Annotated in this window: 16 protein-coding genes; 14 read left to right on the top strand and 2 right to left on the bottom strand. The window is 57.1% G+C overall.

Annotation, left to right across the window (positions count from 1 at the left end):
- Window positions 1-218: 218 nt before the first annotated feature.
- The 4 genes from EPN93_10135 to pstA (EPN93_10120) all read left to right on the top strand — a co-directional run bounded on the left by EPN93_10135 (window position 219) and on the right by pstA (EPN93_10120) (window position 3315).
- Window positions 219-791, top strand: a complete 573-nt coding sequence (locus EPN93_10135) for a TIGR00730 family Rossman fold protein (protein TAL35510.1) — start codon at window positions 219-221, stop codon at window positions 789-791.
- 9 nt (window positions 792-800) lie between these two features.
- Window positions 801-1463 carry a thiamine phosphate synthase gene (gene thiE / locus EPN93_10130; protein TAL35489.1) on the top strand — a complete coding sequence of 221 codons (663 nt, stop codon included), beginning with the start codon at window positions 801-803 and terminating at the stop codon, window positions 1461-1463.
- Window positions 1464-1543: 80 nt separating this feature from the next.
- Complete coding sequence (gene pstC / locus EPN93_10125; GenBank protein TAL35488.1) at window positions 1544-2443, top strand: phosphate ABC transporter permease subunit PstC; 900 nt, start codon at window positions 1544-1546, stop codon at window positions 2441-2443.
- An 11-nt stretch (window positions 2444-2454) separates the two neighbouring features.
- On the top strand, window positions 2455-3315 hold the full coding sequence (pstA, locus tag EPN93_10120) for a phosphate ABC transporter permease PstA (GenBank protein ID TAL35487.1): 861 nt from the start codon (window positions 2455-2457) through the stop codon (window positions 3313-3315).
- Between the two features lie 29 nt (window positions 3316-3344).
- Here pstA (EPN93_10120) and EPN93_10115 read toward each other — a convergent pair whose 3' ends face one another.
- Window positions 3345-4691, bottom strand: a complete 1347-nt coding sequence (locus tag EPN93_10115) for an adenylate/guanylate cyclase domain-containing protein (protein ID TAL35486.1) — start codon at window positions 4689-4691, stop codon at window positions 3345-3347.
- Window positions 4692-4903: 212 nt separating this feature from the next.
- Here EPN93_10115 and EPN93_10110 point away from each other — a divergent pair, with 212 nt between their 5' ends.
- From EPN93_10110 to phoU, 10 genes are all read left to right on the top strand, one after another.
- Window positions 4904-5776 (top strand): GNAT family N-acetyltransferase, encoded by an 873-nt coding sequence (locus tag EPN93_10110; protein TAL35485.1) that lies wholly within the window; start codon window positions 4904-4906, stop codon window positions 5774-5776.
- 55 nt (window positions 5777-5831) lie between these two features.
- A complete protein-coding gene (locus EPN93_10105) occupies window positions 5832-6878 on the top strand; it encodes an alpha/beta hydrolase (GenBank protein ID TAL35484.1) in 1047 nt (348 codons plus the stop codon).
- Window positions 6879-6968: 90 nt separating this feature from the next.
- A complete protein-coding gene (locus tag EPN93_10100; protein TAL35483.1) occupies window positions 6969-9671 on the top strand; it encodes a glycosyltransferase in 2703 nt (900 codons plus the stop codon).
- Window positions 9672-9692: 21 nt separating this feature from the next.
- A complete protein-coding gene (locus tag EPN93_10095) occupies window positions 9693-11303 on the top strand; it encodes an alpha-glucosidase (protein TAL35482.1) in 1611 nt (536 codons plus the stop codon).
- Between the two features lie 44 nt (window positions 11304-11347).
- Window positions 11348-12247, top strand: a complete 900-nt coding sequence (locus EPN93_10090; protein TAL35481.1) for a phosphate ABC transporter substrate-binding protein — start codon at window positions 11348-11350, stop codon at window positions 12245-12247.
- Between the two features lie 30 nt (window positions 12248-12277).
- A complete protein-coding gene (gene pstC / locus EPN93_10085) occupies window positions 12278-13132 on the top strand; it encodes a phosphate ABC transporter permease subunit PstC (GenBank protein ID TAL35480.1) in 855 nt (284 codons plus the stop codon).
- Complete coding sequence (gene pstA / locus EPN93_10080) at window positions 13129-13971, top strand: phosphate ABC transporter permease PstA (GenBank protein ID TAL35479.1); 843 nt, start codon at window positions 13129-13131, stop codon at window positions 13969-13971. Before pstC (EPN93_10085) ends, pstA (EPN93_10080) begins: the two co-directional genes overlap by 4 nt.
- 19 nt (window positions 13972-13990) lie before the next feature.
- On the top strand, window positions 13991-14752 hold the full coding sequence (gene pstB, locus EPN93_10075; protein ID TAL35478.1) for a phosphate ABC transporter ATP-binding protein: 762 nt from the start codon (window positions 13991-13993) through the stop codon (window positions 14750-14752).
- Between the two features lie 11 nt (window positions 14753-14763).
- Window positions 14764-15522 (top strand): phosphate ABC transporter ATP-binding protein, encoded by a 759-nt coding sequence (gene pstB, locus EPN93_10070; protein TAL35477.1) that lies wholly within the window; start codon window positions 14764-14766, stop codon window positions 15520-15522.
- A 35-nt stretch (window positions 15523-15557) separates the two neighbouring features.
- A complete protein-coding gene (gene phoU, locus EPN93_10065; protein ID TAL35476.1) occupies window positions 15558-16217 on the top strand; it encodes a phosphate signaling complex protein PhoU in 660 nt (219 codons plus the stop codon).
- Between the two features lie 9 nt (window positions 16218-16226).
- On the opposite strand, the gene EPN93_10060 is transcribed toward phoU, so the two are convergent.
- The coding region (locus EPN93_10060) for a HAMP domain-containing protein (GenBank protein TAL35475.1) at window positions 16227-17473 on the bottom strand (1247 nt) is incomplete at its 5' end.

Below are 17473 nucleotides of genomic sequence, written 5' to 3'. Positions count from 1 at the left end.
CTGTCCCGCTCGATAACCGGTCTTGTCGCCCCGGCAGTTCCCGATTGGAAGCAAACGTGGATATAATTGTACCCCGGCGGGCACGTTATACAAATTATTCGTATCATGTCAACCGAAATGAGTGCGCGGGGACGCGGAAAGATAAAATGCTTGCCGCCCGGCCCGCGGTTTCCTATAACCGGGGGATGGATCGGAAGAAAGAAGAGGGCGGGGGGCCGATGCGCAGGAGCGTGTGCGTATATTGCTCCTCGAGTGACAGGGCCCCCCAGGCGCATTTCGACGAAGCGCGCCTCCTGGGCCGCGCGATCGCCGGGCGCGGGTGGACGCTCGTGTTCGGCGGCGCCGACGTGGGGGTCATGGGGGCTCTCGCGCGCGCGGTGAGCGAAGCCGGGGGCAGGGTGACGGGCGTGGTCCCCGCGGCGATCGAAAAGAAGGGGCTTGCGTACGCGCAGGCGGACGAGCTCGTGGTAACCCCCGACCTCCGGTCGCGCAAGGAGCGCATGGAGTCCCTCGCGGACGCCTTCATCGCGCTGCCGGGAGGGTTCGGAACCCTCGAGGAAACGCTCGAGATCATCACGCTCAAGCAACTGGGGCTGCACGCCAAGCCTATCGCGCTCGTCAATACCCTGGGCTTCTACGACGGGCTCATGGGCCTGTTCGAACGGATATACGACGAGCATTTCGCGAAACGGAGTTTCAGCGCTCTTTTCGCCTGCACGGCCGGGGCGGAAGAGGCGCTGGCGTACATCGATGCGTACCGGCCCGTCCCGGTCGAGAGCAAATGGTATTGAGGCAGGAACATGGAAATATCGGACACCAAGAAAAAAATGCTTTCCCACCCGCTGTACTGTATAACGGCGGATAAATTTTCCAACGGGAGAACGGTGCTACAGGTGGCGGGCGCGATGCTCGATGCGGGTGCGCGGATCATCCAGTACCGCGAAAAGGCGCCCAGCATGCTCCGGAAATACGAGGAGTGCATCGCCCTGCGCGCCCTCACCGCGAAGACCGGCGCGACCTTCATCGTGAACGACGACATCCATATCGCCATGGCGGTGGGCGCGGACGGGGTCCATATCGGGCAGGACGACATGCCCATCGAGGCCGTGCGGACGCTCGTGGGCGACGAGATGATTATCGGGCTTTCCACGCACTCCCCGGAACAGGCCCGCGACGCGATCGCACGGGGGGCCGACTATATCGGCGTGGGACCGCTCTTCCAGACCTTCACCAAGGACGATGTGTGCGCCCCCGTGGGTCTCGAGTACCTGGACTTCGCGGTGAAAAACGTGCACATCCCCTTCGTGGCGATCGGCGGGATCAAGCTGGACAATCTTCGCGAGGTCGCCTCGCGGGGGGCGCGCTGCGCCGCTCTCGTGACCGAAATCGTGGGCGCCGCGGATATCGGGGAGGCCGTCCGGCAGGCGCTCGCGATCATGGCGGCGAATTCACCTCAACTTTAATAAAACTTCATAAAATATTTACACCGGCGAAGCTCTGTGTTCTCGAAGGATTATAATCCAGATGAGAACGCGCAGGCGCCATGAAAGCCGCATCAAAACCGCATAACAGCATCCTTTACGACAAGATACTCAGCCGGGCATTCCTCGTGGTAGGGTTGAGCTGCCTCGTGGTACTGCTGCTGATAATGCTCTTCCTCTTTATAGAAGGAATTCCCCTGTTCAAGACGATAAGCGTGTCGGATTTTTTACTGGGTGACGCATGGTACCCTACGAGTACGCCCGAGCGCTACGGGGCGTACCCGCTCATCATCGCCTCGCTGTTCGTGACGATTCTCGCCTCGCTCATCGCCGTGCCGCTGTCGCTCGCGCTGGCCGTATACCTGGCGGAGCTCGCCCACCCGGTCGTCAAGGAAATCGTGAAACCGGTGGTCGAGATCATCGCGTCCATACCCTCGGTGGTAATCGGATTTTTTGGCATGGTGGTGCTGGCCCCCTGGATGCAGGAGACGTTCGGCCTTGATACGGGCCTGAACATCCTGAATGCCGCGGCCATGCTCGCCTTCATGGCGGTGCCCACCATCGCGAGCATCAGCGAGGACGCGATCTCGTCGGTCCCCATGTCGCTCAAGGAAGGGTCGTACGCCCTGGGCGCGAACCGGTGGCAAACCATATTCCACATAACGATCCCGGCGTCCCTCTCGGGAATCTGGACCGCCGTCATACTCGGCATTTCGCGCGTGATAGGCGAGACCATGGTCGTCCTCATGGTGGCGGGCGGCGCGGCGATCATACCGTGGTCGCCCTTCGACCCGGCGCGGCCGCTCACCGCGGACATCGCGGCGGAGATGGCGGAGGCACCGTACCGGAGCACCCACTACCATGCCCTCTTCGCGATCGGCATCATTCTTTTCATTATCACCCTGTTTTTCAACATTATCGCCGACTACCTGTCCAATAAATACAAGTTCAAGGAATCGTAGGGGAGATCGCCATGAAACGCAGTGCCGCTATGACCGAGCGCGCGATGTTCCTCATCCTGAGGGGTCTTTCCTTTGCCGTGATAGTGTTCCTGATCGTGATGCTCGGGTTCATTTTCAAGAAGGGTTTCTCCGCGCTGTCGTGGGAATTTCTCACGCAGAGCCCGACCAACGAGATGACGGGGGGAGGGATATTCCCGGCCATCATGGGGACATTTTATCTCATGATCGGCGCGTCGGTCATTTCGATCCCCATTGGCGTCGTAACGGCAATCTATCTCACCGAGTACGCGCAGAGTCCCCGCATAGTGAAGATCATCCGTCTGGGGATCAACAATCTCGCAGGCGTGCCCTCGGTGGTGTTCGGCCTGTTCGGGCTGAGCTTTTTCGTCACCTTCCTGAACTTTGGTACCTCGATCGCCGCGGGATCGTTCACACTGGGTCTCCTCAACCTTCCCGTCATCATCCGCTCAACGGAGGAGGCGCTTATCACGGTTCCGGGAACGTACCGCGAGGCGTCGCTCTCGCTTGGGGCGACCAGGTGGCAGACGATCTACAAGATCGTGCTTCCGAGCGCGCTGCCCGGCATTCTTACCGGCGTTATGCTCTCGCTGGGACGCGCGGCGGGGGAAACCGCGCCCATCATGTTCACGGCGGCCACGTTTTATACGCCGGACCTTCCCGGCTCGGTCATGGACGAGGTGATGGCGCTCCCTTACCATATATATGTGATGGCCACTGCCGGCACGCACATCCAGGCGACGCGCCATCTCCAGTACGGAACCGCCATCGTGCTCATAATGCTCGTCCTGGTGCTGAACCTGGCGGGTCTCGTTATGCGCTATCGTTTCAGGAAAAAGATGAAGGGGATTTGACCATTTCCGTCGAATGCCTTCCCGCGCGGCTATTTCCACTTAACTTGCGACGCCTTGAAAATCGCGGACGTATCCGGGGTAATCTCGTACAGGCGAAGCTCCCCGGCTATTCCCTTGACGCTGAATTCGCCGATCTCCCGACACCTTATACTGTCCGCCACCAGTTTATTGGTAGTCTCGCTGAGCAGAATCTTGTCGGCGGGACAGATCTGTTCGAGCCGTGAGGCTATGTTTACGACCGAGCCGATCGCCGTGTATACCTTCCGGTCCTCCGGACCGAAGGTCCCGACCGTCGCGATGCCGGAGTTAATGCCTATCCTGAGGCGAAGAGGGAATTCAACCCGCGCCGCCGTCCACTTGTCCCGGAGCATGGACATGGTATTCTGCATCTCGATCGCCATACCCGCGCATCGGCGCGCTTGCGATGCCTCGCTGTAGTCGTCGAGCGCCCCGAACACGATCATGATGCCGTCCCCTATGAATTTGTCGACCAGCCCGCCCCATGCGTGGGCGATAAGCGTCATTGAGGAAAGGTATTCGTTCAGGACACGTGATGTCGTTTCGGGGGGAAGCTGTTCGGTCATGGCGGTAAATCCCTGGAGATCGGTAAAACACACGGAGACATGCTTCCTCGCGTTCGCGGCCTCGAGCTGTCCATCGTTGCGAAAAATGGAGCCGGCGAGCTGCGGCGGCAGGTAACTGTTCAGCCTTTGCCCTATTCTGAGAATCCATCTCTGCGTATTCCGGTTGTTGACGACGATCTGGACGATCATAAAGATGAAGACGATCACGACGAGTCCCAGCGACGACGCCGCCATGACCAGGTAAAAATCGCCCGCCCTTTCAATCTCCTGCGCGGCGAGCCGGTCTATCGCCTTGACGATCCGTTCCATGTCCTGCAACGCCGCCTCCTCCCGATCCTGCATGATGGCCGCGGGATCTTCGCCAAGAAAATCCTGCTTTCTCTCCATCGCGAAGATCAGGGTTACATAGCGGTCCGAAAGAGCACCGTATGAATCCCTGGATTCCCTGATCATGGTTTCGATTTCAGGGTGTTTGTCCAGGGACATCTGGAGGTTGAAGAGCACGTCCTGGATACGCGCGGTATACTTGGAAAATTCATAATAATACGCCCGGTAATCGGCCGCATGTTCCCTGCTGAGAAGCAGGTTTTTCCAGGTTTGCACCTGCTTCATGAAAAGGGCCTGGACGTCTTTCGCCGCGGCGCGCGCGTCTGTAAAGTAGGCGGTGGTGCGTTTCGCGCCGGTGAGCGAATATATGCCGAAGAATCCGTTGAAGAGCAGGAGGCAGAGCAGCGTAACCAGCCCCGCGATCATCTTCCAGTTCGACCGTGCGAAAGGATCGTTTTTAATCATAGTATTTCCTTTTCAAGTAAAATGGGCACTACTGCGGGGCCAGCGTCACCGGGACAAATGCAGGAATGATTAAGAAAAAATGAAGAATACGTTGCGGTCGATGAATATGGGTGAGGGGGAACTATTTCAAATATTCATTTGTTATTCATATTTCATTTAAACCCTACGCCTATTTTCCGACTGACAGATAAATACAGATCCGGAGGAGTGCAATGGAATATACACAGCAGAATTACGGGCAGGGAACCGGGAAATTCGAGAACGGTATTGGCGCCCTCTTTGCGCGGCCTTACATGCTGCAGCTCGCGGGCTTCAAGGCCAAGGTGAACCTGGTAATCGACAAGGGCGAATATATAATAAAAACGGCCGAAAGCGAATTTGAGCTGGAACAGGCCCTCAAGCTCCGGCACGAGGTTTTTATCGTCGAGCTCCTGGGCAGGAAGAAGCTTTTCGGCATAGACATGGACCGCTACGACACCATGTGCGACCACCTCATGGTGTTCGAGAAGCTTTCGGGGACCTGCGTGGGAACCTACCGGCTGAATTCAAGCGTGTACTCGACGGAATTCTATTCCGAGACGGAATTCAGCCTGGGAAGCCTTCCCGGATTGGAAGGAAACAAGCTGGAGATCGGCAGGGCGTGCATAAAGAAGGAATTTCGCAGGAGCAACATGATGGGGCTGCTCTGGGAGGGGATATACGCGTACATGGGAAAGATCGCCGCGCGCTACGTGTTCGGGTGCTCGAGCATCATGACGGTAGAACCGCTGCAGATCGCCCTCGCGCAGCGCTTCCTGCTGAACTCGGGATTCCATACGAATGAGCTGGGGGTCCAGCCCAGGAAGAAATACGCGGTGAAAAACCTGGAAGAGTCGATGAAGGTGATCGATCTCCTGGGACCGGAGTCGATAAGGGAGGCCGCGAAAAAGCTCGTGCCCCGGCTCATCCTCGATTACTTCAACTTCGGCGCGCGCGTGTGCGGCGACCCCGCGGTGGATATGAATTTCAAGTGCGCGGATGTATTCACCATCCTCGACCTTTCGAACCTCAACAATTCATATAAGGAAGAGCGGTTCATAAAGTGACCGCACGCGCAAGGTTAAGGGGACATCACGAAAAACCGGGAGATCGGGGTTAGATATGAGATCGTTCATTGCGGGCATTTCATTCATCATGCGAAGCCAGGTTTTCAAGCCGTCAAAGGTCCAGGCGCGCGAATTGCGGCTCCGGATCAACGGCGAGGACGTCGATATACTCGTCTATTCTTCGGGCGCCCGGAAAAGCAAGGGGACCATCCTCGTGGTGCACGGCATGGCCGCCCTCGCGAACAGGGACCCCAGGATGGCCGCCGTGTGCAAGGCCTTCGCCGCGTGCGGTTATACCGTGGTATCGCCGTTCTACAGCGATATCGCCGCGTTCGCCATCAGCTTTAAAACCGTTTCGGGAATCGCCGGTACGATCACGGCCCTCTCGCATGACCGTGCGCTGTGCCCCACCGGCAGGGTGTCGCTGTTCGCCCCGTCCTTTTCCGGGGGAATGGCGATCATCGCCGCCGCGCTGCCGGAGGTGTCGGGCATCGTCGATTCCATTTGCGTGGTGGGGAGCTACAGCAACGTAACCTCGGCCATCCGGTATCTCCTGGGACGCCAGGATATCGATGATTACGGCAGGCTCATCATCCTGCACAATTTCATCGGTCACGTCCCCGGCCTCGCCGGCAAGATTTCCGGCGTATTGCGCACCGCGATCCTCGACAACGGTCTCAAGCGGGGCGCCCCGTTGCTCCCCCGGCACCTTGAGCGTTTGAACGAGGAGGAGCGTATCGTGTTCGACAGGCTCATCGCGGACCCGGAATTCAGGATGGTCCAGTGGGACACGATCGTCAAAAATTCCGGCAAGGTGAAAAGGCTTTTACGCGAACTCTCCGTGGTGGGCAAGCTGAAGGGACTCAAGGCATCGGTGGCGCTGATACACGGGGCGGGGGACAATGTCATCCCCCCCGAAGAATCGCAATTGCTGAAAGAAAGCCTCGCGGAGCACCGCGTCCGGTCCAGGCTCCTCATTACGCCCCTTATCAGCCATGGCGACGTTTCGCTGGGGGCCGATGCGCTCAAAGAGGCGTTCCGCCTCGCGCGGGTGTTCGGCTTCTTCTTTAAATATGCATCGGGGACGAAAACAGCGGCCTGAACGGCCGGGTTACCCCTCCGCGGAAAAATTAACCGAAAACTAACAAATTCTTAATCCGAATATCATTACAGCGTTGCTCTATCGAGGCAAATGAGCGGGCCGCCCCATGGGCCGGCAATCATGATCAAGCGAGGAACGGGCATGAATTCGGGACAGGCTTTCAAAAATGAAGTGATGCGGACGCTCGACGAATTCCTGGAGGGCCAGAAGCGGCGCTTTCCTGAGAAGGAATGCCTGGTGATGGACCTCCACTGCCACGACAGGAACAGCGACGTTCCGGACGAGCTTCTCGGAAGAATGCTGGGCGTTCCCGAAACATGGCTTGAGACCGATCAACTGATCAAGGTGCTGCGGGGCAACGGCTGCGATGTGTTCACCGTCACCAACCACAACAACGCGCGCTCCTGCTGGCAGCTTCTCGAAAAAGGCATCGACGTGCTCGTGGGTGCGGAATTCAGCTGCATGGTGCCCGATTACAAAATAGGCATACACGTCCTCGCGTACGGATTCATACCCGAACAGGAAAGGAAGCTCCTGAAGCTCCGGTCCGATATTTACCGCTTCCAGGAATATACCCTGGAGCACGATATTCCGACCATCTGGGCGCATCCGCTCTACCACTACAAATCGTCGGGGGGGCCGCCCCTTGAATTTTTCGACAAGATGTCGCTCATGTTCGAGCGCTTCGAAGTGATTAACGGCCAGCGCGATTCATGGCAGAACATGCTGGTCAGGGAATGGATCGAATCGCTCACCCCGGAAAAGATCGAATCGCTCGCGAGAAAATTCGGAATACCACCCGGCACGTATTGCTCCAGGCCGTATTTAAAAGCCATGGCGGGGGGCTCGGACAGCCACATGGGTATTTTCACGGGGCAGACCGGCGTCCGGCTGCACGTCCCGGAGATGAACCATGGGACGAATATCGTGCGCTCCGCGCTGGCGCTCGAGGCGATTCGCAGGGGAGACATGGCGCCGTTCGGGTCGCATAACGACAGCGAAAAGATGGCGATAACCTTCCTGGATTATTTCTGCCAGATAGGGCTCAAGATGGAGGACCCGGGAATGCTGCATATCCTGCTGCACAAGGGCGAGACCCGGGACAAGCTCCTCTCGTTCATCGCGACCAACGCCTTTTCGGAGATCAGGCGGCACAAACATACGATCAATTTCCTGAAAATATTCCACGACTGTTTCAGCGGCAAGGTCCCGGGCTTCGGGAAGCGCTTCGTCGTTCCCAAGGCGTACCGCGAGGTGTTCCAGGAGGCGTCCACGATCGCCGAGGCGCGCAGGGCCGACCCCGCGGGCTCGCTGCAAAAAGTTGAGCGCGCCACGCACGCGATCTACGACAGCCTGGAGCGCCTCCTGTTTTCACGCCTCGGGGCGAAGCTTGACCAGCTCTACAAGGACAACGATTTCGGCACGCTCAAGGTCGACCAGATCATGGAGCGCTTCGAGCTTCCCAGCCACATGCGGAGCCTCTTCGAGCATTTCGAGCCCGAGCGCGCCGGGAAGATGAGCACGGTGAACCTCGCCGAGCTGTTTGACGGGCTCTCCTTTCCGTTTCTCGCGTCCTCGGTCATCGCGGCCGCCTATTTTGCCAGCGCGCGGGTCATGTACAAGTCCAGGCCCCTGCTGGGAGAATTCGCCGAGCGTTACGGAACGCTGCGCCATCCCGAGCGAACCCTGTGGCTCACCGATACCCTGGAAGACTCCAACGGCGTGGCCATGGTGCTCACGTCGATGCTGGACGAGGTGCGCAGGAAGGACCTGCCCATCGATTTCCTGGTCGCAAGCAGTACGCTTAAGTCGGGGGATCACCTCATCGTGGTGCCGCCCGTATCGGAACTCACCATGCCGTTCTACGAACAGCAGCCGGTCAGGATTCCCAACCTGCTGCACATCCACAGGCTGTTCAAGGAGGGGGAATACAGCAGGATCATCTGTTCGACCGAGGGGCCCATGGGCATGGTGGTGCTCTACCTGAAATACGCGTACTCGGTTCCCGCGCATTTTTACGTGCACACCGACTGGATGATGTTCGCGGACAAGGTGCTCAATTTCGACGAGCTCAACAAGGACCGCCTGCGCCGGCTGCTCCGGACCTATTACAAGGCGTTCGACGGGCTCTTCGTGCTCAACACGGACCAGCATAAGTGGCTCACGGGGGGCGCCATGGGATTCGACCCGGCGCGGGTCTTCCTCACCGCGCACTGGGCGGAGAAGGAGTTCCGTCCCGTGGACGCGGACAGGAAGAACCTGTTCGGGGTATACGGAGACGCGCCCGTGCTCCTGTTCGCGGGAAGGATATCGGAAGAAAAGGGCGTGATGGAACTGCCGGCCGTCATGGAAAAGGTAAGGACCGCGTATCCGGATGTGAAACTGGTCGTCGCGGGGATGGGACCCGCGGAGGCGGCGCTCAAGCGCGCCATGCCCGACGCCGTGTTCCTGGGATGGGTCGATCACGCGAAGCTCCCCGAGGTATATTCCGCGGCCGATATGCTGCTCCTGCCCTCGCGCTTCGACACCTTCGGGTGCGTGGTTTTAGAAGCGCTCTCGTGCGGGCTCCCGGTGGTCGCCTACAAGACCAAGGGTCCCAAGGACATCATCGTCGACGGGATAAACGGATACCTCGTCAAGACGAAGGGGGAAATGGCGGCGCGGATACTCGAGTTCCTGAAAGACAGGAAGCTGCGCGCGTCGTTCAAAAAGGAATCGTTGAAGCGCGCGAAGGAATACGATCCGGACAGGATCATTAAACGGTTCCTGAACGACCTCACGAGTGCCGCATAACGCTTCGGGAGTATCGGCCCCATGATCGAACGGACCTGGTGGAAGCACGGCGTCCTGTACCAGGTGTATCCACGGAGCTTCTACGACTCCAACGGCGACGGGATAGGGGACATTCCCGGGATCACCCAAAAACTTGATTACCTGGCATGGCTGGGCATCGCCGGGATATGGCTCTCGCCCGTCAACAAATCCCCCATGCTCGATTTTGGGTACGATATAAGCGATTATCGCGCGATCGACCCGGTTTTCGGCACCATGGGCGATTTCGATACGCTTCTCAGGGAATCGCACCGCCGGGAAATCAGGATCATCATGGACATGGTGATGAACCATACCTCCAACCTGCACCCCTGGTTCCTGGAGTCTTCTTCCTCGCGCGGCAATCCCCGGCGGGACTGGTATATCTGGCATGACGGCCGCGGGGGCAGGTCGCCCAACAACTGGAGGTCGGCGTTCCTGGGGAGCGCCTGGGAATGGCACGCGGGGACGGGCCAGTTCTATCTGCATTCCTTCCTGAAAGAACAACCCGACGTGAACTGGAGGAACCCGGAGCTCCGCGACGCGATGCACGGCGAGATGCGCTTCTGGCTCGACCGGGGCGTGGACGGATTCCGGCTTGACGTCGCCAACTGGTTCATCAAGGACGCGAAGCTTCGCAGCAATCCCTTTTCCTTCTATCCCTTAAGCAACAGGCTCGAAAAATACAACCGCAATCGCCCCGAATCCCACGACATCATGAAGGGATTACGCCGCGTGGTCGACGAATACGGGGACCGGATGCTCGTGGGGGAGGTCTTCTGCTACCCGCCGGGCGATCCGGCCCTTTCGGCGAGCTACCTGGGGGACGGACGGGACGAGCTGAACCTGGCGTTCGATTTTTCGATAATGTACCGCCGATTCAACGCCTGGCGCTATTACCGCTGCATCCGGAAATGGTACAATCGCATTCCGGATAACGGGTGGCCCTGCAACGTGTTCTCCAATCACGACCAGCCCAGGAACTACGACCGGCATTCCGGGGCGGGGGACGCGGACAGGAGGGCGAGGGTGACGGCGATGCTCCTGCTCACGCTCAGGGGAACTCCCTTCCTCTATTACGGGGAGGAGATCGGCATGCGCAATTCGAGGATTCCCCGTGCGCAGATAAAGGATCCCGCGGGCAGGAAATTCTGGCCCATCTACGCGGGCAGGGACCCGGCGCGCACGCCGATGCAGTGGTCGGCGGCGATCAACGCGGGCTTCACCGGGGGAAAGGTGTGGCTGCCGGTGTGCATCGACTACCTGGATGTGAACGTGGAGGCGCAGGCCGCGGACCGCTTCTCCCTGCTTAATTTTTATCGGTCCCTCATCGAATTGAGGAACCGTCACGGGGCGCTGTCCCATGGAAACTGGAAGCCGCTCGTAAAGGGGCTCAAGGGAATATTCGCCTTCACGCGCACGTACAGGGAGGAAAAGCTCTGTGTCGTGCTTAATTTCACCCGCGGCAGCACCGAGTTCCATGCGGGAAAGCCGGGGCAGTGGAAGGTGCTGTTTTCGACCCATCGGTCGTCCCGGGAGCATTTCACGGAGCTGCGCATGCGCATGTATCCGTACGAGGGAACGATACTCGAGAAGATAGGTGAATTGAAATGAGCAGTTAGAATCCCCTGACGTAACGGCCCGCCTTCGGTCAAAAAATGCAATTGACAATTTTCCGACCGTCCCAATATGCTTCCAACACTGAATTTATCATTCCTTTACCTTGCATTCACATTTCCTTGATGGAGCAAAACATGAAACTTAATCCCAATAAGATTTTCTTCGTGATCATGATATTTCTCGCCGGTTTAGGGCTTGTCGCGTGCGGGAAGAGCGGAAATGCGATAACCGTCGCCGGTTCGACGGCGTTTCAACCCTTCGCGGAGAAACTTGCCGACCAGTTCATGGCGGGCACTCCCGGCGCTTCGGTCACGATCCAGGGCGGAGGATCCGCGGTCGGCATACAAGCGACGCTTTCAGGAGCGGCCGATATCGGGATGGCGGATATGGTGACTCTCCCCAAGGAAGCCCTTACGCTTAAAACGGTAATAGTCGCACGGGACGGCATCGTGATGGTCGTCAATCCGAAAAACACGGTGAAAACGCTTACCGTCGACCAGATTCGCGACATCTACAACGGCAAGATCCGGAACTGGAAAGATGCCGGCGGCAAAGACCACGCCGTTACGGTGATCTCAAGGGAGGAAGGGTCCGGCACCAGGTCGTCATTCGAAACGATCATAAAAAATGTCACCCTGACCAAAGAGGCGATCATCCAGGATTCGAACGGAACGGTCCGCGAAACGGTCGCGAACGACATCAACAGCATTGGCTATATCTCGCACGGCCTGGTCAACGACAAGATAAGCGCGCTCCTGATTAATGGCGTCGCCTGCGTTAACGAGGAAATAAACAAGGGACGGTATCCGCTCGTCAGGCCGGTTTTTCTGATGACCCGTGAAGCGCCGCAGGGATTGAGCAAAAGCTTCATCGACTACATCCTGTCGGAACAGGGTCAAAAAACGATCCTGGCCAACGGGCTGCTCCCGGCGAAATAGAGAATATAACCAGGATTATTTCCCCAGACTATGCGATTAATATCCGAAGCAGGAATTCGCCGGATTCTTACCGGCATCGCTTTCTCCGCGATAGCGATGCTCCTGCTCATCGTGCTCTTCATATTGAAAGAAGGTCTGCCGTTCATCTTCAAAATCGGCCCCGGCAATTTCCTTTTTTCTTCTGACTGGTCCCCGCTGAACGGGAAATTCGGGATATTCGCCATGATCGTCGGCTCCCTGTGGGTGACCGCCGGCGCCCTTATAATAGGCGTGCCGCTGGGACTGGCGGGCGCGATATTTTTATCCGAGTTCCTTCCACGCTGGGCGATGCGGATAATAAAGCCCACCATCGAACTGCTGGCGGGCATTCCCTCCGTCGTCTACGGTTTCATAGGGGTTATGGTGCTGGCGCCCATCATTCGGGAATATCTTGGCGGACCCGGTTTATCGATACTCGCCGCCTCGATCATCCTTGGAGTGATGATCCTTCCCACGATACTTAGCATATCTATCGATTCGATCAAGGCGGTGCCCAACTCATACAGGGAGGGCGCATTCGCGCTTGGCGCGACACACTGGCAGACGATACACATGGCGGTGCTTCCGGCGGCGAAATCCGGAATAATCGCGGGGATCATCCTGGGACTGGGGCGGGCGATCGGCGAAACGATGGCGGTGATCATGGTTGTCGGGAACGCCGCGAAAATCCCGACCTCGGTGCTGGATTCGGTTCGTCCGCTCACCGCGAATATTGCGCTGGAAATGGGATACGCGACCGGCATTCACCGCCAGGCGCTGTTCGCGACGGGAGTGGTGCTTCTCGTCATCATTATGGTCCTGAACTATGCCGCGAATCTGGCCATCAAGAATATGGTGAAGAAATGATCAGGCTGCATCCCCGATATACCCAGGTTGCCGCGATCGCCACCCTCGTGGTTGCGACGCTGCTTACGCTCGGGATACTCGTCTTCATCATCGTATTCGTGCTCGGAAAAGGGCTTATTCATATCAGCGCCGATTTTATTTTTTCGAATCCCGAGGATATGGGCCGCGCGGGGGGAATATTCCCGATACTGATCGGTACGATAACGCTTCCCATCCTCGCGCTCCTCATCGCCACGCCGCTCGGGGTCGGGACCGCGATTTTCCTCACCGAGTACACGCGCGAATCGCGGCTGACCAGGATCATCCGGTTCGGCGCCGATTGCCTGGCCGGAATTCCCTCGATCATATTCGGATTGTTCGGGTATATCTTTTTCGTCACTACCCTGAAGATGGGATGGTCCATCATCTCCGGCGGTTTGACCCTCGCGTTCATGATCATGCCCACCATAATCCGCACGAGCGAGGAGGCCATCAAATCGGTTCCCCATTCGTTCCGGGAAGTGAGTTACTCGCTCGGGGCGACCCGCTGGCAGACGGTGCGCAAGGTCGTGGTTCCCAATGCGCTTCCCGGCATCGTGACCGGGATCATGCTCAGCGTGGGAAGGTCTATCGGGGAGACGGCGGCGGTAATTTTTACCGCGGGTTCCGCCCTCAGGCTGCCCAATTCGTTGTTCGATTCGGTGCGGACGATGTCGGTTCATTTTTACCTGCTCGCGCGGGAGGGAATCTCCAATGAAAACGCATACGCGACGGCGGCGGTACTGGTAATATCGATACTCACGATAAACCTCGTGTCCTACTGGATCATGAACAGGTTCATCGCGAACAAGCTCAAATAGGATATGTCCCGCGAATAATATGACAGAATCGAATAAAATCTGCATACATAACTTGAATGTGTACTGGAACCGCGTCCAGGCGCTCAGGGCCATCAACCTGAAAATTCCCGTGAACAAGATCCTGGGAATTATAGGCCCGTCGGGGTCCGGGAAGACGGTTTTTTTGCGTTCCCTGAACCGTCTCAATGACCTGATCCCTGAAATACGCATTGAGGGCAGCATATTACTTGATAATCAGGATATTTATCATCCCAATCTTGACCCGGTAGACCTGCGAAAACGGATTGGCATCGTGTTCGCGCTTCCTATTCCCCTGCCCATGTCCATTTATGACAATATCGTCTTTGGCCCGGGATTATCAGGGACCGTAAGCAGGGAGAGGCTGGACCAGCTTGTCGAAAGCAGCCTGAAGTCTTCGTTTCTCTGGGACGAGGTTAAGGATCGCCTGAAGAGCTCGGCCATGCGCCTGTCCGGGGGACAGCAGCAGAGATTATGCCTTGCGCGCGTGCTTGCTATGGAACCCGAGGTAATTTTACTCGACGAGCCGTGTTCCGGATTGGATCCCATTTCCACCGCGGAGATCGAGCACGCGCTGACCGTCCTGAAAAAGGATTACACGATCATACTCGTTACCAATAATACGAAACAGGCCGCGCGAATCGCCGACAACACCGCGTTTTTCCTCATGAGCGAACTGGTCGAGTATGGACCCACAGAGGAGATTTTCACGATTCCCCGGGATAAACGGACCAACGATTATATTACCGGGCGTTTCGGGTGAGGGCCGTTCACATGATCGATAATAAAATGGAAATCCGCAACCTGGACCTCTATTACGGCGACTTCCAGGCGCTCAAGTCGGTGGATATGACGGTGGGGGGTAAGAATATCATCGCCCTGATCGGTCCGTCGGGGTGCGGAAAGTCCACACTTCTCAGATGTCTCAATCGAATGAACGACCTGATTGAAGGAGTCCGTATAACCGGCGAGGTGCTCCTCGAGGGCTCGAATATCTACAAGCAGGGGATGGATCTTTACGAACTGCGAAAACGTGTCGGCATGGTGTTCCAGCGGCCAAACCCTTTCCCCCTCTCGGTCTTTGAGAACGTCGCATTCGGCCTTCGCGTCGCGAAAATAGACAACAGGAAAGCCATACAGGAAAAAGTCGAAAAAAGCCTGGTAGCCGCGGGATTATGGGAAGAGCTAAAGGATAAATTTTCCGAATCGGCGCTCAAGCTGCCGCTCTACCAGCAGCAGCGGCTTTGCGTTGCGCGGCTGCTGGCGGTCGAGCCCGAGGTGATTCTCATGGACGAACCGTGCTCCGCGCTCGATCCGATCGCCACGATGAAGATCGAGGAGTTGATGCTGGACCTGAAAAAGCAGTATAATATAGTTATCGTGACGCATAATATGCAGCAGGCGTCGAGGATTTCGGACCTTTGCGGATACATGTTCCTGGGAAGCATGATAGAATTCGATAAAACTGCGGAGATTTTCACCAACCCGAAGGATAAAAAAACGCAGGATTACATCACGGGCCGGTATGGTTGATATGGCTGTATTTTCAAGCATTGGAGAGGGGAATAATGGACAGGCATTTTGACGAAGAACTGGTGGCCCTGAAGGGCCAGATAATCAAGATGAGCGGCATCGCGGAATCGATGGTGCAGGAGGTATTCCGGTCGCTTTTCGAACACGACATGTCGCAATTCGAAACGATCAGGCAGAATGAAGCCCTGGTAAACCGAATGCAGATGGAGATCGACGAGCACGTGCTCAGGCTGATTGCGCTGCACCAGCCCACGGCCTCCGACCTGCGTTTTCTCATGGGGGTCTCGAAAATCAATGCCGAGCTGGAGAGGGTCGGGGACCATGCGATCAGCATTACGCACCGGGTCTCGCGCGTCCTGGAGCAGGAGGCGATCAAGCCCTTCGTCGACATGCCGCGAATGGCCGAAATGGCCCGAAGCATGTTCAAGGAAAGCCTGAATGCCTTCGCGACCCTGGATGTCGACGCCGCGCATCATATCCTTTACCGGGATGATCAGGTCAACCGCCTTCGGGATACCATCGTAAACGAACTGGTTGAGATGATGGAGAAAAACTCATCGTCCGTCAAGGTGGCAACGAGCCTGATCCTCATCGCAAACAACATCGAAAAGATCGCGGACCATGCCACCAATATCAGCGAAGTCGTCGTATTTGTAGCACAGGGGAAAGACATACGTCACCACGCGCATGCATAGGCCGCGCGTTTATTCCTCAATGGGAATCTCAATGGTAAACGTGGATCCCGATTCCGTCGATTTAACCGAGATTTGCCAGGCGATCAGCTCTGCGGCGTGTTTCACTATCGAGAGGCCAAGCCCGGTTCCGCCTGTCGCCCTCGACCTGCTCTTGTTTACCCTGTAAAATCTTTCGAAAACCCTGTCCAATGATTCGGGGGGTATGCCGATCCCCGTATCGGAGATTTCAAGCGCCAGCCTGCGGTGCTGCAACTGCGCGACAATAGTCAGGCTGCCGTCATCCCGGTTATAATTAATGCCGTTATCGATGATGTTAAAAAGGATCTCCTCGGCGAGGAACCGGTTCGCCCGGATGGCTCCCGGAAGCGCGTCAAGCTGCGCGGCGACCACGATTCGTTTCTCGCGGACTTTCGGGGTAAGTATATTCAGGCAGTTCTCGATAACATCGCGCAGGTCGACGTCCTCGTCCTGGAAGGCCCGCGTCGTCTCGAGCATGTTCAGCTTGAGCATATCGTTGATTATCGAGTTCTGCCTTTCGACACTCGCCAGCGCCTTATCGATCAGCTCGCCGATGGTGTCCTTGTCGCACCGGTTTTCCCGCAACGTTTCAAGATATCCCTTCAGAATGGTGATGGGTGTCTTTAGCTCGTGTGAGAGGTTTCCTACGAGCTCGGTTTTCAGTTTTACGATGCGCTTGCGTTCCGTCACATCGTGAAGCACGATGAGCACCCCGTTGAGCTCATGTTCCCCTGAGATCGGGGTGATATAAATTTCGCAGGTGATTCCGCTGCGCAACTCCTCTTCGAACGAGCAGGGAACGGAGCTCGATAAGGCATATTCGATCTTGGCGTTGAGGGAACTCGATCGTATCGCCTCGTAATAATTTCTATCGAGGATTTCCTGGTCGATGGTAAGGAACGAGCTGAACGCGCGGTTATGGAGCACGATCCGCTTCCTGGTGTCGATCAGCGCGATCCCTTCGTGGATGCTCTGGACCGTCGCCGCGAGCTTGTTTTGTTCGAGCAGGAACCCGTTAATCTTGTCCTGCAGGGCGTCCGCGAGGCTGTTGAGGGCGCTTTGCAGCCTGCCGATCTCGTCATCGTTGTAATTGATAATCCTGCGTCCCAGGTCGCCTTTTGCGAAACCCCATGCGAAATCGATCGATTCGTTGATGGGATTCGTGATGACGCGCGAGAGCCCCACTACCATGAGCATGGCGAATCCGAACAGCACCACCGTAAAAATGAGCACTGTCT

The organism is Spirochaetota bacterium (assembly GCA_004297825.1).
Lineage (GTDB): Bacteria > Spirochaetota > UBA4802 > UBA4802 > UBA5368 > FW300-bin19.
The sequence above is the reverse complement of the archived record's forward strand: the minus strand, read 5'-3'. Positions and strand labels throughout refer to the sequence as shown.